The 26,946-nt window shown below is 53.0% G+C and carries 29 protein-coding genes; 13 read left to right on the forward strand and 16 right to left on the reverse strand.

What is annotated here, in order from left to right:
• Positions 1 to 18 precede the first annotated feature (18 nt).
• The 10 genes from KO508_RS05225 to ubiE all read right to left on the reverse strand — a co-directional run bounded on the left by KO508_RS05225 (position 19) and on the right by ubiE (position 7,026).
• On the reverse strand, positions 19 to 270 hold the full coding sequence (locus KO508_RS05225; RefSeq protein WP_216007224.1) for a DUF2164 domain-containing protein: 252 nt from the start codon (positions 268 to 270) through the stop codon (positions 19 to 21).
• A gap of 50 nt (positions 271 to 320) precedes the next feature.
• Entirely contained in the window at positions 321 to 854 is a 534-nt protein-coding gene (locus KO508_RS05230) for a GNAT family N-acetyltransferase (protein WP_216007225.1), read from the reverse strand.
• Positions 855 to 920: 66 nt separating this feature from the next.
• The gene (locus KO508_RS05235) at positions 921 to 1,373 is read right to left on the reverse strand and encodes a hypothetical protein (RefSeq protein ID WP_216007226.1); all 453 of its coding nucleotides are present in this window, start codon (positions 1,371 to 1,373) and stop codon (positions 921 to 923) included.
• A 36-nt stretch (positions 1,374 to 1,409) separates the two neighbouring features.
• A complete protein-coding gene (locus KO508_RS05240) occupies positions 1,410 to 1,811 on the reverse strand; it encodes a GFA family protein (RefSeq protein WP_216007227.1) in 402 nt (133 codons plus the stop codon).
• Positions 1,812 to 1,911: 100 nt separating this feature from the next.
• Positions 1,912 to 2,232 carry a hypothetical protein gene (locus KO508_RS05245; RefSeq protein ID WP_216007228.1) on the reverse strand — a complete coding sequence of 107 codons (321 nt, stop codon included), beginning with the start codon at positions 2,230 to 2,232 and terminating at the stop codon, positions 1,912 to 1,914.
• A 679-nt stretch (positions 2,233 to 2,911) separates the two neighbouring features.
• Positions 2,912 to 3,337, reverse strand: a complete 426-nt coding sequence (locus KO508_RS05250) for a GNAT family N-acetyltransferase (protein ID WP_216007229.1) — start codon at positions 3,335 to 3,337, stop codon at positions 2,912 to 2,914.
• 163 nt (positions 3,338 to 3,500) lie between these two features.
• Positions 3,501 to 3,887 (reverse strand): tautomerase family protein, encoded by a 387-nt coding sequence (locus KO508_RS05255; RefSeq protein ID WP_216007230.1) that lies wholly within the window; start codon positions 3,885 to 3,887, stop codon positions 3,501 to 3,503.
• 75 nt (positions 3,888 to 3,962) lie between these two features.
• Positions 3,963 to 5,606 (reverse strand): ubiquinone biosynthesis regulatory protein kinase UbiB, encoded by a 1,644-nt coding sequence (ubiB, locus tag KO508_RS05260; protein ID WP_216007231.1) that lies wholly within the window; start codon positions 5,604 to 5,606, stop codon positions 3,963 to 3,965.
• Positions 5,603 to 6,244, reverse strand: a complete 642-nt coding sequence (locus tag KO508_RS05265) for a ubiquinone biosynthesis accessory factor UbiJ (RefSeq protein ID WP_216007232.1) — start codon at positions 6,242 to 6,244, stop codon at positions 5,603 to 5,605. The genes ubiB and KO508_RS05265 overlap by 4 nt, the downstream gene beginning before the upstream one ends.
• Complete coding sequence (gene ubiE / locus KO508_RS05270; RefSeq protein WP_216007233.1) at positions 6,244 to 7,026, reverse strand: bifunctional demethylmenaquinone methyltransferase/2-methoxy-6-polyprenyl-1,4-benzoquinol methylase UbiE; 783 nt, start codon at positions 7,024 to 7,026, stop codon at positions 6,244 to 6,246. The genes KO508_RS05265 and ubiE overlap by 1 nt, the downstream gene beginning before the upstream one ends.
• Positions 7,027 to 7,152: 126 nt before the next feature.
• Between ubiE and KO508_RS05275 the strand changes: the two genes are divergently transcribed.
• The gene (locus KO508_RS05275; protein WP_200362098.1) at positions 7,153 to 7,431 is read left to right on the forward strand and encodes a polyhydroxyalkanoic acid system family protein; all 279 of its coding nucleotides are present in this window, start codon (positions 7,153 to 7,155) and stop codon (positions 7,429 to 7,431) included.
• 16 nt (positions 7,432 to 7,447) lie between these two features.
• On the opposite strand, the gene KO508_RS05280 is transcribed toward KO508_RS05275, so the two are convergent.
• Together KO508_RS05280 and KO508_RS05285 are read right to left on the reverse strand one after the other, a co-directional pair.
• A complete protein-coding gene (locus KO508_RS05280; protein WP_216007234.1) occupies positions 7,448 to 8,197 on the reverse strand; it encodes an FFLEELY motif protein in 750 nt (249 codons plus the stop codon).
• Positions 8,198 to 8,306: 109 nt separating this feature from the next.
• The gene (locus KO508_RS05285) at positions 8,307 to 9,230 is read right to left on the reverse strand and encodes an alpha/beta hydrolase (RefSeq protein WP_216007235.1); all 924 of its coding nucleotides are present in this window, start codon (positions 9,228 to 9,230) and stop codon (positions 8,307 to 8,309) included.
• Between the two features lie 322 nt (positions 9,231 to 9,552).
• On the opposite strand from KO508_RS05285, the gene KO508_RS05290 reads away from it, so the two are divergent.
• The 9 genes from KO508_RS05290 (at position 9,553) to KO508_RS05330 (ending at position 19,609) form a co-directional block, all read left to right on the forward strand.
• Positions 9,553 to 10,956 (forward strand): WS/DGAT domain-containing protein, encoded by a 1,404-nt coding sequence (locus KO508_RS05290; protein ID WP_252737818.1) that lies wholly within the window; start codon positions 9,553 to 9,555, stop codon positions 10,954 to 10,956.
• Positions 10,957 to 11,076: 120 nt separating this feature from the next.
• Positions 11,077 to 12,597 (forward strand): acetaldehyde dehydrogenase ExaC, encoded by a 1,521-nt coding sequence (exaC, locus tag KO508_RS05295; RefSeq protein ID WP_216007236.1) that lies wholly within the window; start codon positions 11,077 to 11,079, stop codon positions 12,595 to 12,597.
• 148 nt (positions 12,598 to 12,745) lie between these two features.
• Entirely contained in the window at positions 12,746 to 13,384 is a 639-nt protein-coding gene (gene acuR, locus KO508_RS05300) for an acrylate utilization transcriptional regulator AcuR (RefSeq protein WP_216007237.1), read from the forward strand.
• Positions 13,385 to 13,431: 47 nt separating this feature from the next.
• Positions 13,432 to 14,415, forward strand: a complete 984-nt coding sequence (gene acuI / locus KO508_RS05305) for an acrylyl-CoA reductase (NADPH) (protein ID WP_216007238.1) — start codon at positions 13,432 to 13,434, stop codon at positions 14,413 to 14,415.
• Between the two features lie 43 nt (positions 14,416 to 14,458).
• Positions 14,459 to 15,037, forward strand: coding sequence for a peroxidase-related enzyme (locus KO508_RS05310; RefSeq protein WP_216007239.1), 579 nt, complete (start codon positions 14,459 to 14,461; stop codon positions 15,035 to 15,037).
• 347 nt (positions 15,038 to 15,384) lie between these two features.
• Positions 15,385 to 17,172: a CotH kinase family protein gene (locus KO508_RS05315; RefSeq protein WP_216007240.1), complete on the forward strand. Its 1,788-nt coding sequence runs from the start codon at positions 15,385 to 15,387 to the stop codon at positions 17,170 to 17,172.
• Positions 17,169 to 17,927 carry a polyphosphate polymerase domain-containing protein gene (locus KO508_RS05320; protein WP_216007241.1) on the forward strand — a complete coding sequence of 253 codons (759 nt, stop codon included), beginning with the start codon at positions 17,169 to 17,171 and terminating at the stop codon, positions 17,925 to 17,927. Before KO508_RS05315 ends, KO508_RS05320 begins: the two co-directional genes overlap by 4 nt.
• On the forward strand, positions 17,911 to 18,492 hold the full coding sequence (locus tag KO508_RS05325) for a DUF4956 domain-containing protein (RefSeq protein ID WP_216007242.1): 582 nt from the start codon (positions 17,911 to 17,913) through the stop codon (positions 18,490 to 18,492). The genes KO508_RS05320 and KO508_RS05325 overlap by 17 nt, the downstream gene beginning before the upstream one ends.
• The gene (locus tag KO508_RS05330; RefSeq protein ID WP_216007243.1) at positions 18,485 to 19,609 is read left to right on the forward strand and encodes an OprO/OprP family phosphate-selective porin; all 1,125 of its coding nucleotides are present in this window, start codon (positions 18,485 to 18,487) and stop codon (positions 19,607 to 19,609) included. Before KO508_RS05325 ends, KO508_RS05330 begins: the two co-directional genes overlap by 8 nt.
• Here the strand turns inward: KO508_RS05330 and KO508_RS05335 are convergent.
• From KO508_RS05335 to KO508_RS05345, 3 genes are read right to left on the reverse strand one after another with little or no spacing between them, the layout of a single operon-like run.
• Positions 19,606 to 20,970: a sensor histidine kinase gene (locus tag KO508_RS05335; protein WP_216007244.1), complete on the reverse strand. Its 1,365-nt coding sequence runs from the start codon at positions 20,968 to 20,970 to the stop codon at positions 19,606 to 19,608. The two genes, KO508_RS05330 and KO508_RS05335, sit on opposite strands and share 4 nt — an antisense overlap.
• Entirely contained in the window at positions 20,967 to 21,614 is a 648-nt protein-coding gene (locus tag KO508_RS05340) for a response regulator transcription factor (RefSeq protein ID WP_252737821.1), read from the reverse strand. The genes KO508_RS05335 and KO508_RS05340 overlap by 4 nt, the downstream gene beginning before the upstream one ends.
• Positions 21,614 to 23,122, reverse strand: coding sequence for a response regulator (locus tag KO508_RS05345; protein WP_216007245.1), 1,509 nt, complete (start codon positions 23,120 to 23,122; stop codon positions 21,614 to 21,616). The genes KO508_RS05340 and KO508_RS05345 overlap by 1 nt, the downstream gene beginning before the upstream one ends.
• A 228-nt stretch (positions 23,123 to 23,350) precedes the next feature.
• On the opposite strand from KO508_RS05345, the gene KO508_RS05350 reads away from it, so the two are divergent.
• The 3 genes from KO508_RS05350 (at position 23,351) to msrB (ending at position 25,900) form a co-directional block, all read left to right on the forward strand.
• A complete protein-coding gene (locus KO508_RS05350; RefSeq protein ID WP_216007246.1) occupies positions 23,351 to 24,727 on the forward strand; it encodes a class II fumarate hydratase in 1,377 nt (458 codons plus the stop codon).
• An 83-nt stretch (positions 24,728 to 24,810) separates the two neighbouring features.
• Positions 24,811 to 25,461 (forward strand): peptide-methionine (S)-S-oxide reductase MsrA, encoded by a 651-nt coding sequence (gene msrA, locus KO508_RS05355; RefSeq protein ID WP_216007247.1) that lies wholly within the window; start codon positions 24,811 to 24,813, stop codon positions 25,459 to 25,461.
• A 13-nt stretch (positions 25,462 to 25,474) separates the two neighbouring features.
• Entirely contained in the window at positions 25,475 to 25,900 is a 426-nt protein-coding gene (msrB, locus tag KO508_RS05360) for a peptide-methionine (R)-S-oxide reductase MsrB (RefSeq protein WP_216007248.1), read from the forward strand.
• Between the two features lie 40 nt (positions 25,901 to 25,940).
• Here msrB and KO508_RS05365 read toward each other — a convergent pair whose 3' ends face one another.
• Positions 25,941 to 26,924, reverse strand: coding sequence for a calcium/sodium antiporter (locus KO508_RS05365; protein ID WP_216007249.1), 984 nt, complete (start codon positions 26,922 to 26,924; stop codon positions 25,941 to 25,943).
• Positions 26,925 to 26,946 lie beyond the last annotated feature (22 nt).

Genomic DNA, 26,946 nt, shown 5'->3' on the forward strand with positions numbered 1-26,946 from the left:
CACGTTCGGCAGTGCGCGCTATTTAAAGCTTACGGGCTTCTCTATCTCGTAAATTGTATCCACGATTTCTTCGACTTTTGTGGAAATAATGGATTGGGCATCGCGCAGTCCCTTGTTGTAAAACAACACGCCAAGTTCTTTCTCGAAAAAATCAATCAAGAATTCGGCATCAAAGCCTCCGATCTCGTGATTGAGCTTTTCGGAAAAATATGACTTCAATTTTTCGACCATGACCTCTTTTTCTGCTCTGCTGAAATCGATCTTGGACAAACCAAACTCCTCCATTAGTTTATGGCGCTGCCTGATGAGTGCAGACTGTGCTACAAATACTGATTATTTGATGCCCAATCATCGCGTGTCATTCGATATAAACGCACCGGCCTGCTGTGAAACTCCCGGGCAGTATAGTCCCGGAATCCTGCCTTCTCAGTTACCCTGATGGAAGCAGTGTGCTTTGGTTCGATAATGGCGACTACTGACTCACAATTTTGTTGTTCAAAGGCATACTGCATCACGCCTTTGACTGCTTCCGATGCAAGCCCCTGATTCCAAAATCTGCGCGCCAATCGGTACCCTAGATTAGTTTCCTCAAACTCGCCGACCAACTCCGGCCCAACACCACAGAAACCTATAAGGTCACCTGAAGCCTTCTCGGATAATGCCCATGGGCCGATTCCGTGGGATGCGTAACACTCCATACACCAGTTGATAAATTGTCGGGTGGCTTCTTCGTCGCAAACCCCGCGAACGGAATACTCCATTACAGCTGGATCGCTCAGAATTTCAGTGAGCGCTGGGAGGTCTGCAAAGGATAGCTGCCTTACGACTAAGCGCTGTGTTTCAAATAGTTGCACTGAACACTCCTTGTTCATAATGGTGAATTTTTCCCAATGAAATGCATGTGTCGCAATAGATAAACGTTAATCAACCGAAACCACGAAAGCTAGAATCATATAGACAATTACACCCCATAAATGGGCCTTATACATAATTGGGCTCTTATCACGCGTATAAACGGCATGCTGGCCAAGGGCGTATCCGGTTTTATGAACCATGAGGGCGTAATAGCCAGCAAAAGGTATGGAAACCGGGAAAACCCAAGCGAATATGCCTTCGAGCACGAAGTTTAACGCCAACAAAAAAAGGATTGCGAATAGAAACAAGTGTTGGGCAAATCTTACCGGTTCAGCTTCTGGGGGAAGCTTCTGCTTTGAAAACAGCGGCTGTTTTTTGATACTGCTTTCTTCTTTTGCTTTGGCTTTCTGAATTGTGAGCCAATCCGCATAGTCCTTCCCGCATTGGGCGCAGCGCCAGTTATGGCTCTCCCGATAGTCGGATGCGGCGAATCCACAAAATGGGCATGGCGCGCTCATTTAAGCCCTCTCACTGAACGAACTTGATTGACATGGCTACATGTCATCGCGCCAGCCCCTGTGCTTTCGCACCCCCTCGTACTCAAGCCATGGCTCGTCATGTGAAGCCCAAATATGGGCCTCTGGCCGCAATTCAGGGTCATCATCCAGAGTAGCTACCCGAACGATTACATGCGGTTGCACCGGCCTTTCTGCCACCAAATGAGACCCGCAGCATTTGCAAAAATGACGTAATTTCCCGGGAGAGGACTCGAACGTAGAAATAGACCCCACGCCCTTGAGCCAACGGAAATTCTCGCGCTTTATGCCAGCTGTAGAGGCAAACGGGGCAGCGTGGGCTTTACGGCAAGTTTTGCAGTGGCAATGCACAATGGGCATATCCACAGAGTCTATTTCGTAGCTTACCTCGCCACACAAACAGCTTCCCTTCAGCCCCATGGGGGTCTCCTTCTTTATATATGCATAGGCAACCAGCACCGGAGCGCCCTCAAAGGGAACCAATAAGCGGTATGGCTTTGTTGATTGATTAGCCGTCTGGCTACGCATTGCTAACCAACCAGGCTGCAAAAAACAATGCGCCACTGATGCCGAATGTGAGTACCGCTAACCCTTTAGGTATCTTTATCTTATCTCTTGCCAATCCTCTGATGGTGCCATGCAAAAGAACTAAGATGAAGAATGATACGATGACCCATGTGCCCAGAGAGATCAAACGATCGAAAGGGTCAGTGTTGTGTATAAAAATCGTCACCGCCATCGCGGCCATGATCAGTACAAAACCAGTCATCACAATGGCGTCAAAAGCAGAGTATCGATTGTTCATGTCAGTGGCACATAACGAGTTTTCGGTCTCTTTCACAGCTTCCTGCTTGATGCATTAGTTAGATTCATTTCCTATGCCCGGCCGCCACCTGAATGCTGCCCCACTGAAACTGTTTGTAGATGGTATAGGGCAGAACCAATGTGTCTGCTACTGCACATGCCATTGAGTCAAGCACGTACCCACCAATTTCGAATGAGTTATAGAGGGATCCGTTCGTCCGTGATGCAAACAGAGCAAAACATGCGTTGTGTGCCAATCCGCTGTAGACACGAGGCAGCGAGTTGCAATTTGTCTTGCTGTTCCAGTAGTTATCCGATGTCGCGCCATTTTCTGCGACACTGATAGTCTTGGTGGTGGCGCACCCGCCACATGCTAATACCAGAAGGGTGATTCCCGCCTTAAATTTCCTCATCAAAAGGTTCCCTCCCTGCGTTGAGCCTACGGTGCCGTAAAACCTAACCGCCAATGATAGACGATGCCCTGATAAGGGCATCCGGTGTAGGCCGCAGGCCGGAATGACCCTAATTGGTTGCAGTCTCGGTTTACGCCAGTGGCCGAAGGCTCGCTCCACACCAAAAGCAATTTCGCCGCGTTTTCTTAACTTGCCGCCCACAGTCCGGGCAATCAGCCCCTTGAACGGGGTCGTATTTCCCGTCTTCCCTACCATCCCGAAGAAGCCGGCGGGGCTCTTCGGGCCACGTACTGCTTGGGCTTTTTATAAATTGAATTCAAAAACCTGTTGTTGCTTCAATAACTTGAAACCTTGCGCCTGGTAAAAGTTATGGGTGGCAGCACGCTTTGAATTGCTGCGAACCCGGACGGCAACCCCGATTGACTTCGCCCAGACGACAGCTTCCGCCACTAACTCAGAACCAATTCCTTCACTTCGGTGTTGCTCATCAACTATGAGGCCAGCTATTTCAATAAATGGTGCAACTCCAACTCGCACCGCTAAATATGCATGTAGCCAACCAACAACCACATCGCCTAGGTCCGCTACCCATATCCGATGGCCGTCTGAGTTCAAGAGCAGGTCCAGGGCATCGCCAGATTGATGCTTTGATTCAGCGGCAGGCGTCAGCACATGCGCTAAACGCTCGATCCCATGCTTATCTGCAAACACTGCTGGTCTGATGTTCACACATTCTCCGGAAAGGATTTATGGCGCTGAATGAAGAGACGCATCTTTTCGTGTCTGCGCAAATGGCGTTTGCTATTGTACTGCCATCTACGGAAACTAGTATCCCCACCACATAGTCATCCTTAAAATACAATGCACAGGTATCCGGCGCCGGAGCGCCATGCTACACATTCACCGTGTACTTGAGGTCACGCGCCTCGTCACCAGTCATACCTCGAAAACCCCAACAGTGAGCAGGTTGCTCCTTAATTGTTACTTCGACATCGACTGGTGATATACCGACCACCGTTTCGATCTTGTTGAAGAGTTCCTTGATCAAAGTTTTTTGGGTCTCTGGAGTTCGCCCCTGCATCATGTTGATCTCTATGACGGTATAAGCTGGCGTCCTGCCGCCCGGATAATAGAAGTCCTCGGCATCTAGTGGGATGAAGCGGTGGGCCCGCTTGTCTTCCGGCAGGCCGAGTACGGACTGCATGCACCCGTGAATGACCTCGGAGAGTTGAGCTTTAATCGGGTTCAGGTGTTCCTTGATGCCATAAATGATAATCACGATGCCTCCTGCAATGTGTAAGGTTTGGAGTTTGGTTGATCAATCCTAAAAGGTACCGGAAGCCACCTTTATCTTTTAGCGACTACCCCGCATAACCAGTACGCCCGCTCCAGCAAGCAGCGCCCATGTCCAGATTGGCGCATTCTCTGCCCATTCGCGAGCTTCTGGTTGGGTTCCGATAATGGCTGCTGCGATAAGGGCTACGGCGGCGATGCCCCGGCGCCAGCGTCGGTCGGTTCTACGTTGTTGTTCCCGAAGCAAGGCTAGGGTGTCTTGGTTTTGTTTCTCGGTGGGGCCTGCGCCGCGTAGTTGTAGCAGTGCGTCGTGAACCAGTTGCGGCATTTCTGGTGATTGTTCTAGCCAAGCGGGTAGGTGGGTCTGTAGGGATTTGATTAGGCCAGAGGGGCCAATCCGCTTGCGCATCCATTTTTCTAAGAACGGCTGGGCGGTGCTCCACAGGTCAAGTTCTGGGTACAGCTGGCGGCCTAGGCCTTCTACGTTAAGCAAGGTTTTTTGCAGTAGAACCAGTTGCGGCTGCACTTCCATATCAAACCGCCGAGCGGTCTGGAACAGGCGTAGCAGAAAGTGGCCGAAGGAAATGTCCTTCAGTGGCTTTTCGAATATCGGTTCGCACACAGTTCGAATGGCGGCTTCGAATTCGTTCACTCGTGTCTCTGGTGGAACCCAGCCAGATTGAATGTGAAGCTGCGCCACCTGCCTGTAATCCCGGCGGAAGAAGGCCAGCAGGTTGCGCGCTAGGTAGCTTTGGTCATCCGGCGCTAAGGTGCCCACAATGCCAAAGTCGATGGCGATGTATTTCGGATCGGCCGGGTTGGAAACGTCTACAAAGATGTTGCCGGGGTGCATGTCAGCGTGGAAAAAGCTGTCTCGGAATACTTGAGTAAAGAAAATCTCGACGCCTTTTTCTGCCAGCACTTTGAGATCCACACCCGCAGCCTTTAGCGCTGGAACATCGGCAATGGGTATGCCGTGTATACGTTCCATCACCATGACGGTTTTGCGGGTGTAATCCCAGTCGATGAAGGGAATGTAGATCAGCGAGGAACTCTCGAAGTTACGACGCAACTGGCTCGCGTTGGCGGCTTCCCGTTGTAAATCCAGCTCGTCGTGAATGGTGGAGTCGTAATCCGCTACCACTTCGACCGGGTGTAAGCGCTTACCTTCTGTCCAGTATTTCTCCAGCAGGTTGGCCATCAGGTACATCAAGGCTAGGTCTTGCCGAATCACTTTTTCGATACCGGGGCGTAGCACTTTCACTACAACGTCTTGGCCGTTCATAAGCGTAGCGGCATGCACTTGTGCCACAGAAGCCGAGGCTAGCGGGTCTGCGCTGAATTCTTTGAACAGTTCCTCTACCGGGGCCCCGAGGGAGGTTTCAATAATGTTGCGGGCCACATCGCTGGGGAACGGTGGCACGCGGTCCTGAAGGGTTTTCAGCGATTCTGCCATGTCGTCGGGTAACAGATCACGGCGAGTGGACAGTATTTGGCCGAACTTCACGAATACCGGGCCAAGCTCTTCCAAAGCCAAGCGCAGGCGATCACCGCGACTAAGCTTGGGTTGCGGGAATAGGTGCCAGGGGGCCAGTAGGAAAAATACTTTCAGCGGTGCGGGAAGCTCCGACATGGGCAAGAATGTGTCTAGCCTGTAGCGGCAGAATACCCAGGAAATGCGAATCAGGCGTTGCAGGCGGGTCACGGAGTCTCCGATTTGTCAGTATTGCTACGGCTTTCAATCTGGCTTACGCGAGCTTCAAGGCGCTCAAGGTGTAGGCTGAGAGAATCGATGTCCTCAAAGGTGGCCTCCAATTCGCGGCGGCCGGGCAAAGCTCGGCTTTCTTCGTGCACGTATTCCTCAATGTTGGCGTTCAGTGTCGTGAATGCCTGACGGCTCCAGACCACTGCGTTGCGAATACGTTTGCCGATAAAGTGGGCTGGTACATCACCGATGTGCCTCGCCATGGCCGCTTCCCAGTCTGGGTTGAGCTGGTCCAGTGCGCGTTGAAACTGGTGCGCCAGTGCGGTATCGCCGACCACATCGAGGCGGTTATCCGTGAACACACGGTTGTCACCTGTAGCCAGTGCCGCAAAAGCCAGTGGTTTGCCGCTGATTTCTAGAGCCGGGCTATCGGCTGGCTGGCTGTGTACTTGCACTCGATTGCCTACTCTGTGAAGCGAACAGGTTAGAGCAATTGGGTCGGTGATGCGGAACTGTACCGACCCTTCAAGGGCATCCAATAGCGATTTCTGGCCGGCGGGATCCAGTTCAAGCGCGTGGTTCAGTGCCCGCTCGATTATGGCGGTTATCGCCGTAAGCAGGGTCGGGCCGGGAAACATCAGGGTTTAATCCCCACATGCAGGGCAACAATGCCGCCAGTCATGTTGTAGTACTTGCAGTTCACCAGACCTGCGTCTTCCATCATGCTTTTTAGGGTGTCTTGGTCTGGGTGCATGCGGATGGACTCGGCCAGATACTTGTAGCTTTCACTGTCGCCGACGATGAGCTGACCGATCAGGGGCAGGGCGGTAAACGAGTAAGTGTCGTAGGCTTTGCTGAGCAGCGGATTGGTGGGTTTTGAGAACTCCAACACCATCAGTTTTCCGCCGGGCTTGAGTACGCGGGCCATATCCCGCAGAGCCTGATCCTTATCAGTTACGTTACGCAGGCCAAAGGCAATGGATACGGCGTTGAAGTTGTTGTCCGGAAAGGGCAGGTGTTCCGCATCGGCTTGTACATACTCAATGTTGCCAGCGTAACCTCGGTCGGTTAGGCGGCTGCGCCCAACTTGCAGCATGGAGGCGTTAATATCGGCAAGCACCACTTTGCCGTCGCGACCTACCAAGTCAGAGAACTTCATGGTCAGATCGCCGGTGCCGCCCGCAATATCCAGCACTTGATGGCCTGGACGCACGCCGGAAAGCTCAATGGTAAAGCGCTTCCATAGCCGGTGGACGCCCATAGACATTAGGTCGTTCATCAGGTCGTATTTGCCCGCGACACTGTGAAATACTTCGGCTACCTGACTGGCTTTTTGACTTTTGGCCACATTGCGAAAACCAAAATGGGTAACGTCGTCTTGGCCATTACCGGGAGTGGTAGGCGTTTGTTGCTCGCTCATTGGGCGTGTCCTGTCAGAAACTGAATCTCGTATTCTAACGCTTGGCGGGGTTGCTACAAGGGTGGCTACAGGTTAAATACCGCCTTACACTGTAAAACTGTTTAATTTTGAAGAGAAAACTGACTCATGTCCGTAATCGATGTACATCGCGCCCACACTCTTGATAAAGAACATGCCCGCGAAGCGGCCGAATCTCTCGCTGAGGACCTCTCCAGCAAGTTCGAGCTTAATTACCAGTGGGAAGGTGATCAGCTCAAGTTCAAACGCTCGGGTGTTAAAGGCCATTTGAATATTACCAACGACGACCTACACGTGCATTTGGAGCTGGGCATGCTGCTGCGACCCTTCAAATCACGAATTGAGCAAGAGATTCATAGCCAGTTGGATCAGATTTTAAAAGCCTAAAGCGCCTGCTGTTGTTTTATAGGTCGCCCGGGAGCGTAAAGGGCTGCGGGTGACCGTTCAGGATATTGTTCATAACCCGCTGCTCTCGGGTTACCAGTCGATCAATCAGTACGTCCACGTTATCCATTTTCCGGAATGCTGAATAACCCCGGTGAAGGAAGTTGTGCAGATCGCTCAGGTCGGCCATCTCCGCAGGCGTTCGGCTTATTGAAAGGAGCCAGCCCAGAGTTCGGTTACGCACGTAGCGGTCAAGCTTTTGCCCCACCTCAGCGACCAGCATCACTTGTTTTTTGCGCTGTTCCAGCTTTTGACTGGCGCGGTATACCTCGCAGTAGTGTTCTGCGGTGACAGATCTTGCGGGGATATTGCGTTCTTCAAACAATTCCGCCAATTCGAGATCCAGCTGCTGGGTAATTAAGTTGAGTTCTACCAGACCGGCAAGCACTTCAAGTTGTTGGTCTGGTAGCCACTTGACCATTTTGGGGAACACACGGTCTATATTGTCGTCACGGCGCGTCATGCTGGCGGGTGCGTATAGGTCGGTGAGCAGAAATTCCAGCCCTTCGTGGTAGCCGGGGTGCTGATACAAATCCAGATGGGTGAATTTCAGGCGCTCGGCTTGCCAAGCGGCAATCACGAAGGTGTTGTCGAGCAACCGATGCTTTGCTTTATGTTGCCGGAAATCGTGATATTCCAATAAAAGCTGCTGCAAGCGATAGGCGCTTTCTGAGCGCACGTCTGTGCCAACAAGGCGCTCACGATACATGGTGACAACTCCGGTCGTTCTGCGTAAAGGCGCATAGTTTACCGGAGGGAGGATGTGTGTGCAGCTGACCGGTCATTGCCGGGCGCTGATTTTAGTGGCTTGCTCGGTTTTAGCCTTGAGCGGCAGCGGGCAAGGACTCAAAGCCCGGTAACCATTCTTTGCTGTCGAGGGTTATAAAATGGCTAGGTGCCTGAGTTTCGATAATGCGCATGGATGTGGGGCTCTGGCGCGCACTGGCGAACATTGCCTGTCGATCCAGAATCCGATCTACGCCTGGTATCAAAAAGGTACCGTGGCGCACATGCTTGTATACATCGGTATCGGTGCGCTGCATCCAATCAAGTATATTCTCTATGTTGCGCACGATGGTGAGATGATCACGAGTTGAATAAAACAGCTTACCCAGTAGTTGTCTTTTGCGAGGGTTCATTTTTCCGAAGAAGGTTTGGCCGTAGGCAGACGAAGGTGCGCTGTTGATCAAGCGGATCAACCAAGGCCACATGCCGTGGCTTACGGGTTCCAGAAGTGCTGATACCAGTGGGTGAATTTTGCCTTGAGGCAGGACTGGTGCTTCAAGAACTACTTCTAAGTCTTCGTACAGTTCCGGGCGCTGCTTAATTGCTTCAAGAATCACAGCACCGCCTCGCGAGTGGCCGTGAATGCGCACGTTTTGAGTGCTCGGAAGGTTGGTTAGGGCCTGATTCAGAATGCAGGCATCGTACTCAATAGTGCCTTCCAGACGTTTGATCGGCACTTCCCATTCGGGCGTTTCGGGCGTCACACCGTTTACCGGGATATGGTAGTTGCTGCAGGTGAGCAGGATTAACTCGGTTGTTGGTGCGTCGTAGGTCTGGGTGAAATAGCAATGATTTTCCAGAAAGCCATGCACGCCAATAACTGTGTGCTTTGCCTCGCCGCTGTGATTGCGAACAGAAACCGCACCTTCGCCAACACGGTATACTCGCCCTGAGAACATCTCTGAATAGGCGCTATCGATCGGTCTGATCAGCTTGCGAATATGGCTTGCTTTCATACTACATCTCCTCCCAGCACGGCGGTTGCCTGTTATTAGAGTTAGGTCTTTTGACCTTGGTTGTGCTGGCGATCTAAGTTGTACCCTCATTCGACCCGATCGTTATTGGCGCTGGCAACGGAGCATTTGCTGTTCCATGGCCAACCGGGAACCGCTGGGGTCTTGTAATAACTATTACATCAAGTCTTATAACCAGTATAGGGCTACGGCATATCTAAGTGTAAAATATTGTAATATTGCGCGTTGTGGAGCCGCTGGAGTATGTCTGGCACAATGCCTGATTCTGTATTTTTCACTTCACCACTTCCGGGGATGTTTGGGTTTGAGTCACGAGCAAACGCACCTCATGCTTCCTACGGATTCAGCCTGGCTGGCGCTGGAAAACCCTCGGAACCCCATGACTATTACGGTCATGATGAGAGCCGATGGGTTAACCTCGCCCCGAATGCGAGAGTTCTTACGGGTTTACTGGATGGCCTGGGAGCGCTTTGGGTGCATGCCGGTTAAACGGGCGCCTGGTTGGTGGTGGGAGCAAGATCCGGTTTTTGATCTGGGGCATCATCTTGATGTAGTGCTTGACCGCTTCACAGAATCCGAACTGCAGGACTGGGTTTCTGCGAGAATAAACCAGCCTTTACCTGCTTACCGTCCCCTTTGGAAATTCTGGTTGGCGCCCAATGCTGAGGGCGGCTCTGCACTCTTGCTCCGAATACATCACTGTTATGCCGACGGAGTTTCATTAACGGGCATTTTTGACAGCCTTTGCCCAGCTTCGCCGCAGCAGCACCCCGCCATATACGGAGCGCATCAAACTGAGGACTTTGCCCCTTGGATGGCCGCAGCAAAAGGCCGACTTGAAGGCATGGTATCGGGTGGTACGAGCTCAGGCTCTGTCGCCGAAGAGCCGATTAGCGCAGACGGTAAGCGTCGGGAGCGCACTGGTTGTTGGTTGGACCAGCTGACTCGCACCGGTTTGAAGCTGGTTAACGAGGTCACGGACTTTTTAGCGGAACCCGAGGATACGCCATCCGACCTCAAACGCCCGTTATTGGGACAGCGCCATTGCCGCTGGTCGGTGCCGGTTCCACTCGATCGGTTTCGGTCTATCGCCAAAACGATGAATGTCACTATCAACGATGTACTCCTCAGTTGCGTGGCGGCTGCTGTGCGGCCTCGGCTTGGGGTTTCCGGTACGACACTGGATGATGCTGTGATGCACGCTGCCGTTCCCATCGATATTCGTAGCCGCTTACCCGATGACCTGCAGCCTGAGCCTGACGCTCTTGGTAATTATTTCGGCACGGTGTTTGTGCCTCTACCGGTGGATGGCGAAAGTGCTCCGGAACGGGTTTATCGCATTAAGCAAGAAACCCGTCGGCTTAAGAAAAGTTGGCAGCCCGGGATAGCCTGGGGCGTTGCCGCTTGTGCCTCGTTGATTCCCGAACCCCTGCGCCAGCCGTTGTCGGATGTTTTTTATCGTAAAGCCAGTGCCGTGGTATCAAACGTTCCCGGCACGCCTGAAGCACGCTATATAGCTGGCTGTCGTATTAAAGAGCAAATGTTCTGGGTGCCACAGGCTGGTGATATTGGGCTGGGGATCAGCATTGTGAGCTATGCCGGGCAGGTTCAGTTTGGCGTTGTGGCAGACGAAGCCGTTCTGGACGACGCGCAAGGGTTTCTAAAAGACTGCCTACAAGAACTATCAGACCTCTCAGGGCGCCCCTAGATTTTCGTCACCCTCTCTTAACACCCAAACGATTCACCTTTTACTATTTCAAGTCTACAGTGAATGGGCAAACGCGCATGGCCGCGTAGTCATTCACAAGCAAAACAAAAGGTGACGATCATGATTTATGCACAACCTGGCAAGGACGGCTCCGTTGTTTCTTTCAAGTCCCGTTACGGAAACTATATTGGCGGTGAATGGGTTGCTCCGGTTAAAGGGGAGTATTTTGAAAACATAACGCCAGTAACTGGCGCTACCATTTGTGAAATTCCTCGCTCCTCCGCCGAAGATATCGATCAGGCACTCGATGCTGCGCACAAAGCTGCACCGGCTTGGGGTAGAACCTCCCCGGCAGAGCGCTCAAATATTCTGCTTAAAATTGCTGACCGAATTGAAGCGAATCTCGAAAAATTGGCAGTTGCGGAAACTTGGGATAATGGCAAGGCAGTTCGTGAAACCCTAAATGCGGATATACCTCTGGCGGCAGACCACTTCCGCTATTTTGCCGGTTGTATCCGGGCACAAGAAGGGCACATGGGTGAGATTGACCACAACACGGTGGCCTATCATTTCCATGAACCCCTTGGTGTGGTTGGCCAGATTATTCCGTGGAACTTCCCCATATTGATGGCGGCGTGGAAGCTTGGCCCTTGCTTGGCGGCTGGTAACTGCACTGTACTCAAGCCAGCAGAGCAGACGCCAGCCAGTATTTTGGTATTGATGGAGATCATTGGTGATCTGTTGCCACCGGGCGTTATCAATATTGTAAACGGTTACGGTATCGAGGCGGGTGAGGCGCTAGCGACCAGCAAGCGTATAGCCAAGATTGCCTTCACGGGCTCTACTCCGGTTGGTTCGCACATTCTCAAGTGCGCTGCAGAAAACATCATTCCTTCAACAGTCGAGTTGGGTGGCAAGTCCCCCAATATCTATTTCTCGGATGTTATGAAGGCCGAGCCCGAATTTGTGAATAAGTGTGTAGAAGGTCTTGTTCTGGCGTTTTTCAACCAGGGCGAAGTGTGCACCTGCCCTTCTCGCGCGCTGGTGCAGGAGGATATGTTCGAAGAGTTTATGCAGAAGGTGGTTGAACGCACTAAGACTATCAAACGCGGTAACCCGCTGGATACCGATGTGCAGGTGGGTGCTCAGGCCAGTAAGGAACAGTACGACAAGATCATGTCTTACCTTGAAATTGGCAAGCAGGAGGGTGCTGTTGTACTTACCGGTGGGGCCAAGGAAGACATGGGTGCAGAGTTCAAAGACGGCTTCTACATCCAGCCCACCCTGTTTAAGGGTGATAACAAAATGCGTGTATTCCAAGAAGAAATTTTTGGCCCAGTGGTCGGTGTAACCACGTTTAAAACCGAAGAAGAGGCCGTGGCCATTGCCAACGACACAGACTTCGGTTTGGGTGCCGGTGTTTGGACCCGCGATACCAACCGCGCCTATCGCGTGGGCCGCAACATTCAGGCTGGCCGCGTATGGATGAACTGCTATCACGCCTACCCGGCGCACGCAGCCTTTGGTGGTTACAAGAAGTCCGGCGTAGGCCGGGAAACCCACAAGATGGCGCTGGACCACTACCAGCAAACCAAGTGCATGCTAACCAGTTACGACATCAACCCGCTCGGGTTCTTCTGATCCAGAAGCAGTGTCAGGCCCTGAGCAAAAGGGGCCCGACGCTGGTCCCTTTATAACGCCTCTTCTGAGGCGTTTTCTCTTTTTAGTAGACGCTCGGTCATAAATATGCATAATTAATTAGACGATTGGTCTAAATAAAGGGCGATGTGTGGAAAGTACACCAGTTAAACGCAAGCGTGGCCGGCCGCCCAAAAGCCAGAATGCCGGCTATCAGGACACCCGCCAGGCGCTGATCCGGGTGGGTTTGGCGGCATTGACCGAGAAGGGGTACTCCTATACCGGGCTTGACGAAATTCTGCGCCAGGCCAGCGTGCCAAAGGGCTCCTTCTACCATTATTTCGAGAACAAAGAGGCTTTCGGGAAAGCGTTGATCGAAGCCTACGGGCATTTTTTTGCCGTAAAGCTGGAGCGTTCACTTTCTGACACTTCCCTTCAGCCACTGGCACGGATTCAGGCTTTCGTTGATGACGCGAAAGCCGGCATGCAGAAGTTTGATTATCGGCGCGGATGCCTGATCGGCAACCTGGGGCAGGAAATGGCGGCCTTGCCTGAGAGCTTTCGCGATCTGTTGCGTGAAACCTTCCAGGATTGGGAGGCGCGGATCGCTCGGGTGCTGGGGGAAGCTCAGCACGTCGGTGAGATGTCGGGCAAGGTGTCGCCGGGCTCGATGGCACAATTCTTCTGGATAGGCTGGGAAGGCGCGGTACTTCGCGCAAAACTCGAAAAAAGTTCACAACCGCTGGATCAGTTTGCCGAAGGTTTTATGGCACTGGTGCGCAGCTCCTGATGCAAACACATGAGTTCAACTCATAAGGCGAAATCATTGGAGGCAATATGTTCAAAGGTATTTTGATTGAGGGCAGTCGGAGCGACCAACAGGTGTCCTTGAAAACGATTGACGAGGCCCAGTTGCCAGAAGGCGATGTCACTGTAGATGTCGCCTACACCACACTTAACTACAAGGATGCGCTTGCCATTACCGGGCGCGCTCCCATCGCGAAAAGTTACCCGATGGTTCCGGGGATCGACCTGGCAGGAGTGGTAACCGAATCTTCAAATTCAGAGTTTAAAGCCGGAGACGAAGTTGTCCTGAATGGCTGGGGTGTCGGCGAAAAACACTGGGGCGGCCTTGCGCAGAAAGCGCGGCTGTCTGGTGACTGGCTGATCCCATTGCAGGCACCTTTCACCGCTCGCCAGGCTATGGCTATTGGCACCGCAGGTTATACCGCGATGCTTTGCGTGATGGCACTGGAGACGCACGGCGTAACTCCGGATTCGGGCGACATTCTGGTGACTGGCGCAACAGGCGGGGTTGGTAGCGTTGCGGTCGCGGTGCTGGCCAAACTGGGTTATTCGGTGATCGCTGTCACGGGCAGGCCCGAAGAGGAAGGCTACCTGAAGTCTTTGGGCGCAAAGCAGATTCTGGACAGGGCAGAATTGACTGAGCCGGGCAAGCCGTTGGCACGGGAAACCTGGGCCGGGGCAATTGACGTGGCCGGTGGCCAGGTTCTGGCGAACGTATGTGCTGGCATGAAGTATCGGGGTGTTGTCGCGGCATGTGGCCTGGCAGCCGGAATGGATTTCCCTTCTACGGTTGCGCCCTTCATTCTGCGGGGCGTAACCCTGTGTGGCGTGGACAGCGTCATGGCACCGAAAAAAGACCGGGTGCACGCATGGAAACGGCTGGCGCAGGACCTTTCGCCGGAACTGCTGGACAGCATGATTACCGAAGTGCCCTTTGATGAGGCAATCGATGCCGCGGGCCGGCTCATGGACGGCAAAATCCGGGGTCGTGTGGTGATTTCCGTAGCCGACTAATTCGGGCGTTTACTAAGCTGAATAACAAAACAGAGGACATGAAATGACGGTACAAACAGAACAAGCCATCAGCCGTTTCCCGGTGCCAGAACTGGACGCCATGCCTGAGGATATCCGTAACCGGATTCTGGCAGTGCAGGAAAAATCAGGCTTTATCCCCAATGTTTTTCTGGTACTTGCTCATCGGCCAGCCGAGTTCCGGGCTTTCTTCGATTATCACGATGCCCTGATGGAAAAAGACAGCAATCTCACCAAGGGTGAGCGCGAAATGATCGTGGTGGCCACAAGCAATCTGAACCAGTGCCAATATTGCGTGGTGGCTCATGGTGCGATTTTGCGGATTCGGGAGAAGAACCCGTTGATTGCGGATCAGGTGGCGGTTAACTACCGCAAGGCGGATATAAGTGACCGCCAGAAAGCGATGCTGGATTTTGCCGTCAAGGTCTCCCGGCGAGCCGAGGAAGTCGGTGATGAGGACTTCGCAGTACTGCATCACCATGGCTTTACCGACGAAGACATATGGGATATTTCGGGGGTTGCGTCGTTTTTCGGGCTATCCAACCGAATGGCGAATGTGACAAGCATGCGCCCGAATGCGGAGTTTTACGCATTGGGTCGCTAAGCCTGACCTGAGAGCCTCCTGACGAGCTACACTTATCCTGAACCGTTTGGTGATGATAATGCAGAGCAGGAGGCGGCAGTGAGTGATTATCGAATAGAAACCGACAGCCTGGGCGACGTACAAGTGCCTGTCGGCGCGCTTTGGGGTGCCCACACTTAGCGCGCAATCAACAACTTCCCGGTCAGTGGCCAGCCCATGCACATGCGTGGGCCTTTCATTGATTTGACCTCCCTTTTTTGAAGCCCTCCGCGTAAGACTTTCTTACAGACAATAATGCCCCTCCCCGGAATACTGCTCTCAATCGGTTTTACAGCCGGTCTGGTTTCAAGCATCTGCGGGAGTAACGGATGAAAACAAAAATCAATGAGTACGGCAGTGGCCGAATAACAGTCAAGCTTGGGGCGCTAGCCATGCTGTTGCCGCTTTTTGCTGCGTGTGGTGGTGATGGTTCCACAGAGGTGTCTGATCCGGGAGATTTGGAGGCTCCGAGAGAGTCTGTGAATTTGGGGGGTGAGGGTGATCTGTACGCACCCAACCGGCTGTTGGAGGTTAGCGTCTCCATGGATGCAAGCGAGTTTAACCAGCTTCGCTCGGAAGGCAGAACACTGGCTAGCACCGCGCGCGAGTGCCTAACGGACTACGAGTACAGCGAGTTTACAGCCAGCGTTACCATTGATGGCGTTGCCATGGAGGACGTGGTAGTCCGCAAGAAAGGTTACATAGGGTCGCTGAGCCCCAGTACCCCCTCTCTCAAGCTGGATTTCAATGATTTATGGGACGGCAGAACCTACCAGAACAGCAAAGGGATAACCCTGAACAACAATCGTCAGGATCCGTCTAACGCGCGCCAGTGCTTGGCCTATGAGCAGTTTCGGCAAGCAGGCATTGCCGCTCCGCGATGTAACTACGCCAGAGTTCGCGTGAATGGCGAGGACCTTGGCATCTTCACCAATGTAGAGCCCATCAAAAAACCGTTTCTCGCCCGTGCATTCGGTGATGATGAAGGTAATCAATACGAAGCACAAACAGCGGACTTTGGCACTTGGTTGAGCCAGAGGTTCGAGAAAAAAACCAATGAGAGAGAAAACGACCGCAGTGATTTGCAATCGGTTACCGATGCGCTGGCATTGCCCGATGATCAATTGATGAATGTGCTCCCACAACTTGTAGATGTAGACGAGTTCATTCGCTTTTGGGCCGTTGAGACTTTAGTTGGCGCGTGGGACTCCGCCACCGGCAACGCTAATAACTTTCATATTTATCGTGCTCCTGATACCGGCCGGTTCCATTTTATTCCCTGGGGTGCTGACACGGCTTTCCGCGGAGAGCATCCGCTCAAACCTGATACAGGCGTGTTATACCGAAACTTTTCTCTAGCCGACCGCCTGTTCAATATTCCGCAATACCGAGCCCAATACCAAGCTGAGTTAGAGGGCTTGTTGGCCACTCAATGGAACGAAAGCCAGCTGTTGCAGAATCTTGAGCAGATTCGTGAACTGACGGGTACCTCTGAAGCCGGCGTGGCCAGCCTCAAAGCTTTTATTGAAGGTAAAGGCACACCCACTGACCCTGACTACCGCTTGCCGCGTAGAGCGGCTCTAGAGCAGGCGTTGACGGCAGAGACAGCCTCCGGCTCGGTATACCGCCTCGCAGATGTCCAGCCAGATTGCAGCGCACCTGTTACCACCCCATTAACCGGCAGTGTGTCTGCCGTGAACGGCACCGATAGCGGGTCCTTTAGCTTTACGTTGCCAGATGGACGGCCGGTAGATGCCAGCCTAACGTTCGCAGCTTTTGAGGTGGATAGTTTGGTGTACTCAATTGACACCGAATCGTCTCCAGAAGTGGTCAGCCTGCTGATGATTGGTGTGGATGCGAGCAACAGCTTTAAGCCTTACGTTCTGCAACTGTTCATCGAAGCACCGGACTATGTGCCCGGCACCCATGAATTTCACGGCTTTGCCACCAATGCTTTGTTGTTCGAGGTAGATGAAAGCCTGCCGGGTGATGTGCGAACGTTGGCACTTGGTGCGACGGGCAGCGTGATTCTTACCAGTGTAGGCACAGGATCCAGCGCGGGCGATGTGGAGCTGACTCTGGATGCCATTCTCGAATACGGGCCTGATGTGCAATGAATATGGCCGTTCTTAGCCCCTTGGCCAGCTTTTGTGGGCATGGTCTGACTGATCAGGCGCGGGTTGCCTTGATGAGTCGAGTCGATTCCAAGTTTGTGGTGCGGCCCGAGCTGTTGAATGCTTGCCTGTCTACTCTTGGCGACGCGTACACGGTTCTGGATATGGGCGGGTGTCGGCGCTTTGGCTACGACACCCTGTACTTTGACAGTCCCGACCGGCGTCTGTTTTTGGATCACCACAACGGCAAACTTAACCGGTTCAAGATTCGGTTACGGCACTACCGACATGGTGAAATCATGTTTTTTGAGGTCAAGAAAAAAACCAACCGGCAGCGCACTGTGAAAACCCGGATGCCGGTAACGTTTGATTCCTTTGTGGATGGTTCCACCGCAAAGTTTCTGAAAGAGCAATCAGGCCTGCCGGCAGCAGGGATGCAGCCGGCTCTTTTTGTCTCCTATCAACGGACAACGCTGATTGACCCGCAGGGCGCCGAGCGTATCACTCTGGATACCCAGCTTGCTTTTCATTCTCCCGACCGGCAACGCTCCGTAGAGCTGCCGGGCGTGGCGATTGTAGAAGTAAAGCATGAGCGCCACTCGGGTTTTTCACCCATGTTGCAAGCCTTGGCCAGACTGGGCGCGCGCTCCGTGCCCTTTAGTAAATACTGTGTGGGCAGCAGCCTACTCTTTGAGCCTTACCTGAAAACCAACCGTTTTAAACCGTTGTTAAGGAGTCTGTATGGAATCCGCAGTTGATCTCCATTTTCTTATTCGGCTAATTATAAATACCGCCTCTGTTTTTATTCTTATTCGCTGCTACTACGCGTTTTCTCGCCACAGGGAGAATGCAGCCTCGTTCATTCTCTTCGGAGTTGGTGTCTTTTTAGTAACGTCATTGCTGCACTCGGTTACTGTCACTATGGGATTCGCGTTCGGACTGTTCGCAGTGTTTTCTATGTTGCGATACCGAACTGAAGCTCTTGGTATCAAAGAGATGACCTACCTATTTCTAGTGATCGCCATGGCACTGCTGGCGGCAGTGGGTAGCATGCAACACTACGAACTCGCGGGGTTGAACCTTCTAGTTATTGCTTTGGCCTTGGTTCTTGAAACCCGAGTGATACTGCCTCGACATGGAGAAAAAGAGGTCGAGTACGAGCTCATCGAGAACGTACACGCCCGGCAGCAGGATGTGTTGATTGCAGATCTGCGCCAACGAACCGGCCTAGATGTGTTTCGAGTTGATGTGGTGTCTATCAGTTACTTGCGCGATACCGCCATGCTTCGGATGCACTTCCGTCTGGACGGACACCATGCGTGATCAAGTTCGTTGGGCTGGTTTGGTCGCGTGGCTGACGCTACTTTTTCTTCTGCAACCGCTGATGCTGCAGGCTGAGCCACTTGAGCTGGACTTTAGTGGATATATTGCGGCGGGTGTTGATCACTATGGCGCTTTCTACGATGAGAAGGGCGAGCCTCACACCACTCATGGCGTGCTGCGGAATGCCAAGCTGGAGCTTGAGCTGGACTGGGGACGGTTTTGGTCGGCGGAAATCGATGGTAGCTATGAAGTTCGTGATGACAAACGCGAAGCCGAGCTGGGTGACGCCTATGTACAGTATGAGACTAGCGATCGCTACAAAATTACACTCGGGCGGTTCAAAGAGCCCTTCGGTTTTGAACGCTTAAGCAGCTACTCCACCATTAATACAAGTGAGCGTTCGCTCGTGACTTCGGCTTTTGCGCCGGGCCGTTCGCAAGGTTTGACGGTAGGACGGTTTAGAAAATCCACTACCTGGGTTTTGGGCGTATTTACGAACGAACCAGAGGGCGAATCAACCCGGGCTGTGACAGGGCGCTATACTCTTGCTCCTATTCGAGCCGATGGGCGCGTACTGCATCTTGGCATTGCGGCATCCTGGCGTGATTTGGGAGATGAACGATTTCAGATTAAAGAAAGAGGCGAGGTATTCAGTGCCGACAATGTTATTCGTAGCCCGCGCTTCGATGCCCGGGAAGGCACCTTGCTTGGGCTGGAAGGTGCATGGTTGTCGGGCCGGTTATCGTTGGTAGCCGAGGCTATGGCGCAGCAGGTGACGCGCGTGAATGGAGAGCATTGGTGGTTCACCGGGGCCTACGTGCAAGCAGGCGTTTTTCTCACCAACGACCACCGGCGCTATAAGCGTGGCGAATTCAAGCGGCCTGAACCGACAAGCCGGGCGGGGGCCATTGAATTGGTAGCCCGCTACAGCGCTATCGACCTGCAGGATCAAAAGCTGGGTGCACAGGCAGAAGTTGCTCTGCTTGGTGCGAACTATTATTGGGATGACCGGCTACAGCTTCGACTGAACTGGCTAATGCCTGGAATAGAAGGCAACGTTTTGACGCCAGAGCCAGAGGGTAACGCACTCACATTTAGAGTGCTCTTTCGATACTAGGTTGTAGGTGTGGGCAGCTTAAGAACAACCTGAGTCCACTCACCCAGCTCGCTGCGAATATCCATATGGCCTTGGTGGTGGCGGATGATGGTCTGACAGATGCTGAGCCCGAGGCCTAAATTGTCCGGTGTTTTGCTGGTGGAGTAGAAGGGGTCGGTCAGCCGTTTAATGTCCTCCGGAGCTATGCCATGACCGTTGTCTTGGATAGATACCTCTAAGCTGCCGTTTTCGGAAACAGCCCGAATATCGATACGTTTTGATGTTTGGCTTTTTTCTTTCCCCAGTGCCGACGTGGCATTCAAAAGCAAGTTAACAAAAACTTGAGTCAGCGCGGATGGATAACACGCCACGGAAACGTTGGCCGGAATAGATAGACGCACATCCGTGCCGCGGAGCTGGTGTTTGCAGAAGCGCAATGCTGTTTCAACAAGGGAGCCCACGTCGGCTTTCTCGATGCTGTGATCCGGCTCTGGCCGTGAGAATTCGATCAGATCCGACACTATGTCGGAGATGCGTTTTTGGTGGAGTGTCGCGTCATCTAATGCCTCTGACAGCTCACTGTCGCGATTTATGGATCTGGCGTAGTCCACTGCCTGGCTGGCGCAATTCAGAGGGTTCATGATTTCGTGCAGAAGGCCTTTGGCCATATGGCTTAGGGCTTGATGTTTTTGTTCTAGGGCTAAGCGGTCTTCTGTGGCCTCCAAAGTGTATAGCGTTCGTGACAATGCGCGGTTTCGATCCTTCAGTAAAAATTGCAGCGCTAGCAAATTTCGTAAAAACATACGGAAAAAATAGGCGGATATCGGTGCAATGAGTATGCACATGAGAACCAGCCAGTTAGTTAGAGTGGCGGTTATTGCGCTTCCGAAGCTGGCGGCTGGAACGGCCAATGCTGTAGCGGTGGCCAACAGGATCAGGTTAATCAGTAGAATGGTGATTGTATGAGCCATCGAGAGGGTGATGATTCCGACGGAACTCATGAACAGAAGTAACCCTACAATCGGTGCCAGCGTGGCTCCCGAGAGGATATAGCCCAGATAGCTGAACAGCGCCATGTGAAAAAAGACCAGATACACAATTAGAGGCGACATCCGCCTTAGTCGGGTAAAGCGATGGGCGGCAATCAATACCGCAAGTACAGCGGTGTAGAACAGGTGAGTGCCGGTGACCCCTGGTTCTGCTGGAGACAATGCGAGCCCTAACAAGAAGATGAGGGTTCCAATGAACGTAATGCCCAGAGACACATCAGCAAAGACCGGCAACACTAGGAATCGCGACTGACTGCGGTAGAAGCGTTCGTAGCGTTGTTGTTGAACTACCGACAACTGACGAACCTGATCTATGCCAGAGAGCAGCGTCATGCGGCGGCTCCGTTATGGTGACGCTTCATGAACAAGATTAGCTCCGGCAATCGTTCGAACCCGAGTTTGATGAAAATTCTATCTTTGTAGGAGTGAACCGTCTTGCAGGAGACGCCTAACTGCGCGGCGATTTCTTTAATCGGCGTACGGCTCGCTATCATCTGTGCGACCTCCCGTTCCCGGCCAGACAGCGCATGATAAGCATTAACCAGCCCTTGCGAAGGTGTGTCTGGCTTGTTCCAAGCGCCCACATACACTTGCCCGTTGCGGATACAGAACAGAGTTTTAACGAGATCTTGGATGGGCTGGTGTTTCGACACGACAGCCTTGATACCTGCCTCCAGATAAATCCCTAGCCGGCTTGCGCTAACAGGGGTATCAGAAATGAGCAGAATTGAGAGAGTAGGGTGCATGCTGAGAGCGTTCTCGGCAATGGTTAAGCCATCGTTATCCAACAAGTTTTCTTCAATGATTAAGACCCCGGGCTTGGCTGATTCAAGCCGGTTCAGTGTGTCTATTCCGGATTCAGATTCGCCTACCAGATCAATATCGCTGTGCAGTAGTAGCTGGAACAATAAGCTGTCCCGGAACAGGCGTTGGCCAATGGTCACGTAGAGTCGCAGTTTGCGATTGCTCTGCGACATCAGGCCTCCGGCGAGTTAGCCAGCGGTAATGCCAGCACCAGATTGTAGGACTGTGTCGCGCCGCGTATCTGTAGCTCACCTCCCAACCGGTACGTAGATACGAAAAGCAAAAGAAGAGCTACCTGTTGGTCCAAAAACGGACGGGAAAGCCTAGTGAGTGGCGCTAACAGGTGAGCGTACAGCTTCAACGGAGCTTCGCAGGATAGAATCAGACTGTGTTCGGAGGTTTGGTTCAAATTCAGGCTGCGCCAGCTCAGCCCGGAAGCCGTGAGAAGAGTCGTGAGCGCCTCACAGAGCATGAGCAGTATCGAGGAGGCTGGTGCGTTGCTGCCATGTTCATACTCGGGCTCTTCAGAACGCTGCAATGCCGCACGAATAGCCGCCCCATCAATCTCGGTGTGCATGGATGCGGCTACCTGCAAGCGCTTTAGTTGCCTGTGCACCTGTTCGTCAAACTGTTGAATAAGATCGTTTTCAAGGCTGGTCTCCAAGCTCGCCCTGAGGTGTGATGTGTTGGCAAACAAGCATGGAATGGTGTCCAGAGCTTGTAAGAAACGTGACATTACCGGGGCGCCAGCGGCTGTATCCACAGGTTCTGAAAGGTTGCTCAACAGCAATTCGCGGCGTTTGTCGCGCAACCCGTTGAACTGATGTTCCAGCTGCGAGAGCGTGTTTTCCCGTGCGGACGCCAAGGTTAAGTGTCGAGCGATGGCCTCTTGAAAGAGCGGCAACAGCTCCGTCGCTCGCCAAGGTTTTTTCTGATATCGAAAAATGCCGCCCTCGTTAACGGCGTCAAGCGCAACATTTACCTCGCCGTAAGCCGAGGTCAGAATGCGAACGGTTGCTGGGTGGGACTGTTTAAGTTCATCGAGAAGCTCTTTACCCTGCATGCCCGGCATGCGCTGGTCTGTCATTATCACCGCGAGCGTTCCGGAAATGGATTGAATGAGCTTGAGGGCCTGCTCAGCACTGTCGGCGCACAGCACACGAAAGTCATTCTGCATTCGCTCCAGCTGGCGGGCGAGATACTTGGTGGCTGTGGGTTCATCGTCGACTATTAAAACCGTTGGAACTTCGGAGGCAGCTTTAGGCTTTACCTCTGGCATAACGTATTCATTGCTCTTGCGGGCGAGTGCTGAGGTTAAAACATGCGAGCGCACTAGGTCCGGGTCCAATGGCTGTTCGAAACAGCGATCAATCAGGCGTTTTTCCAGCAGAGAAACCAATACGTCCAACGGAACTGCATCGCTAATGAGAATTTTCAGTAGGTCTGGGTGTGTATCGCGTGCATGGGTCAAAAGTGGGGAGTTGGTTTGGCTCGACGGCTGGCTCGTTAGAATAAACAGTGCATGCGGTAGCACGGAGCGCTCTTTAAGGGCCGCGATAGCAGCCTGATCGGTTTCAAATGCGTCAATTTTAAGCTTGTTGCCAAGCTCTCCCTCCAACGCTGCGAGAGCCTGCTTGCTTTCGTAGCGAAGGAAAATCTGTGGTTCTTCCGTAATGGCCATGCTGGGTGCAATCCTGAAAATCCGCTTAATAAGGAGATTAGCAACGTGCGCAAAATTTGTTGTAGGAATTTCCTACAAATGTGCCGAAAGCCCGAATCGCTAGTGGATTATGTGAGCCTGTTAGCGCTTTCGTCCTAAGATAATGTTTAGACCGCTGGTTGATACACAATCTATGTCGTGTCATACAGATGTATGGCTTGATATATAAACGGATGCACAGGAGGGAATATGAGCGAATTCAGGACAGAAACCGACAGCTTAGGCGACGTACAGGTGCCTGCTGGCGCGCTCTGGGGCGCCCAAACCCAACGCGCCGTTGATAACTTTCCGGTAAGTGGTCTAACAATGCCACCAACGTTTATCTCGGCAGTCGCCCGAGTCAAGCAGGCCGCTGCAGAGGCTAACGCTAGCTTGGGGCTTTTGGATAACCGCTTGTGTGATGCCATTACCGATGCGTGTCAGGCGCTTGTTCAAGGGGAGCATGCGGATCAATTTCCTATTGATCGTTACCAGACTGGCTCAGGCACTAGCACCAATATGAACGTCAATGAGGTGGTTTCGGCTATAGCCGCCAGCAATGGGGTACAAGTGCATCCTAATGATGACGTGAATATGAGCCAGAGCTCCAATGATGTGATCCCCACCGCCATTCATGTGAGTTCTGTGATCGGCGTGAGAGAGCGACTGCTTCCAGCACTGACGCACTTGCGGGGAGTTATTTACGAGCGTGAGGCCCTATTCTCTGACCAAGTCAAAACCGGGCGAACTCACCTTATGGACGCCATGCCGATTACCCTTGGCCAAGAGCTGCGCACCTGGCGTGAACAGATACTTGCGGTGGAGAAGCGTTTAGATACTGTTGTAGAGGAATTACTCGCAGTGCCTCAGGGCGGTACTGCTGTAGGCACCGGCGTGAATGCGTTACCGGAATTTTCGGGTCAGTTTGTGAAGTTTCTGAAGGCCAACACCGGTTACCCATTCCGCCCTATGGAGCATAAGTTTGTAGGGCTGAGCGCACAAGATGGGCCTGTCGCGCTTTCGTCTCAGTTGCGTGGGCTTGGCATTGTGCTTACAAAAATAGCTAATGATCTGCGCTGGATGAACAGTGGCCCGATTCATGGGCTTGCGGAGATCAGCCTGCCAGCCTTACAGCCAGGTAGCAGTATTATGCCGGGCAAGGTAAACCCTGTTATCCCCGAGTCAGTCGCGATGGTGGGTGCTCAGGTTATGGGGCTCGACAGTGCCAACGCTATTGCAGGGCAGTCGGGCAACTTTCAGCTAAACGTCATGTTGCCACTCATTGGCGGCAATCTATTGGATATGATCGGCTTACTCAGCAATGCAACCAGCATGCTGGCGGACAAGGCCATCCGGGGCTTCACTGTGCACACCGACACTTTGGATGCGAGCGTTGGCCGTAACCCGGTGCTGGTGACGGCACTGAACCCCGAAATCGGTTACAGCCTAGCCTCCGAGATTGCCAAGGAAGCCTATAAAACCGGCCGTCCGGTTATCGACGTAGCAGAGGAACGGAGCGGTCTTAGCCGCGGGCGTCTGGAAGAACTTATGGACCCGCTAAAACTGACTCGAGGGGGCGACGCCTGATGGCCGACTGCCGATTGGAAAACTGATCTGTTTGCGCCCACAATCTGTAGATTGTAGACATTCAACTCACAGAAGAGGTCACTATGACATCATCTTGCAGCATTCCCGGTTTGAACGTTCCCCGGACCCGCTTTCCGCAGCCGGAGCAGGATTTACCGATGGAGGAAGGCGAGCAGCGGGTGGTGCTCGCTGGCGGCTGCTTCTGGTGTGTGGAGGCAGTAATTCTGGCAATGGATGGTGTAACCCGTGTGGAGTCTGGTTACGCAGGGGGGGCGCCGGAAACTGCTAATTACGAAGCTGTGTGCACGGGCACGACAGGCCATGCCGAAGTGATCGACGTGCATTATGATCCCGCCAAGGTGAGCTTCGGCGAGCTACTGCGTGTATTTTTCTCCGTAGCTCACGATCCAACCCAGCTGAATCGGCAGGGTAATGATCGGGGTACCCAATATCGCTCTGCCGTGTTTTATGAAACCCTGGAACAGAAACAGGTTGTAGAGTCCTATATCCGTCAACTTGGTGAAGCCGGGGTATACTCTGACCCCATAGTCACTACGCTGGAGCCGTTGGAAGCCTTTTATCCAGCCGAAGCTCATCACCAGAATTTTGCAGCGCGGAACCCGTACCAGCCCTACATCATGGCCGTCGCTGCCCCGAAAATGGAAAAACTGATAGACGGATTCAGTGACCGGCTAAAGCCGGAATACACTGATTCCAACGACAATTTAGCCTGAGGAGAGATAGTGTATGACCCAATCTGCTGCAGGTTATGACCTGACGCCCCTAACGGAAGCCCAGATTCAAGAGAAGGCAGCCAGCCTGACTCCGGAGGAGCGCGAAGTGCTTTTGGATCATGGAACCGAGCACCCGTTCTGCGGCACCTTGTTGGATAACAAGTTGTCGGGTGCTTATCATTGCAGGCTTTGCGATCTACCGCTGTTTAGTTCAAACGCGAAGTTTGACTCTGGCACCGGGTGGCCGAGCTTTTTCCAGCCGTTCGATAAAGACCATATCCGCTACATTGAAGATACGAGCTTGGGGATGGCCCGTACAGAAATACGCTGTATCCGCTGCGACAGTCATCTGGGGCACGTGTTTCCGGACGGCCCTCCGCCAACCGGGCAGCGCTATTGCCTGAACTCCATTGCCATGGAGTTTCAGGTAAACAGTTAAAGCTGCCAGCAGGAATAAATAGAGAGTGAAAGCGTCGCTGTCAGCTTGTGCTGGCAGCGACCACTGTAGAGAGCAAGTAACCGGTATAGGCCACATAAACCAGTAGCAGAATAGAGCCGTCGAATCGGCTTATCACTTTTCGCCAGCCAGTCAGCCCAAACCCCATCACCAGTAAGCCAACCGTCAGCGCCAGCATGAGCGTCCAGTCACGGTATAGCACCTCTGAATCCACCGACAGCGGCTGTATAACCGCTGCCAACCCGACGACAGCCAGTGTGTTGAATATGCCCGAACCAAGGATGTTGCCGAGAATTAGGTCGTGCTCGTTCTTACGCACGGCAGCTAAGGCTGAGGCCAGCTCCGGCAGAGACGTACCGATGGCTACGATAGTCAGGCCGATGACCAGATCACTGACCCCAAGACTCTGGGCAATAGTTACTGCCCCCCACACCAGGAGCCGGGAGCTGACAACCAAAAGAACAAGGCCGACAACCAGCCACATGATGGCTGTTTTCATCGGCATAAGATCCGGGCCCATCTGAGAGTCGGTTTCACCTGCCAGAGAGTCGCCTTTTCCTCGCATTCCCTGAAAAATCGACCAGCCCATCACGGCCGTAAACACACCCAGTAGCACCCAGCCGTCTAGCCGCGTTAACTCGCCATCCAGTAATTGCGCCCCGGCAATCAGGGTAAGAATAACTAATAGCGGGAGCTCTTTACGGATAACCTGAGAATGCACCGCAATGGGCGCAATCACCGCAGTAAGGCCCACAATGAGCGCAATATTGGTGATGTTGGAGCCATAGCCATTGCCCAGTGCAAGCCCAGGGTTACCATCGGCAGCTGCCATAGCGGAAACAGCCAGCTCCGGCGCGGAAGTGCCGAATCCTATGATGACCATGCCAATCAACAGCGTGGGCATGCCCAGATGTTTGGCGGTCGCAGCTGCACCTTCCACGAACTTGTCTGCACTCCAGACCAGCAATATAAGGCCGGCGATGATAGCGCCAATAGCCATTCCCATAAGTTAGCCCCAGTCATGTTGC

The sequence above is a fragment of the Marinobacter salexigens genome, assembly GCF_018860765.1.
Classification (GTDB): domain Bacteria; phylum Pseudomonadota; class Gammaproteobacteria; order Pseudomonadales; family Oleiphilaceae; genus Marinobacter; species Marinobacter salexigens_A.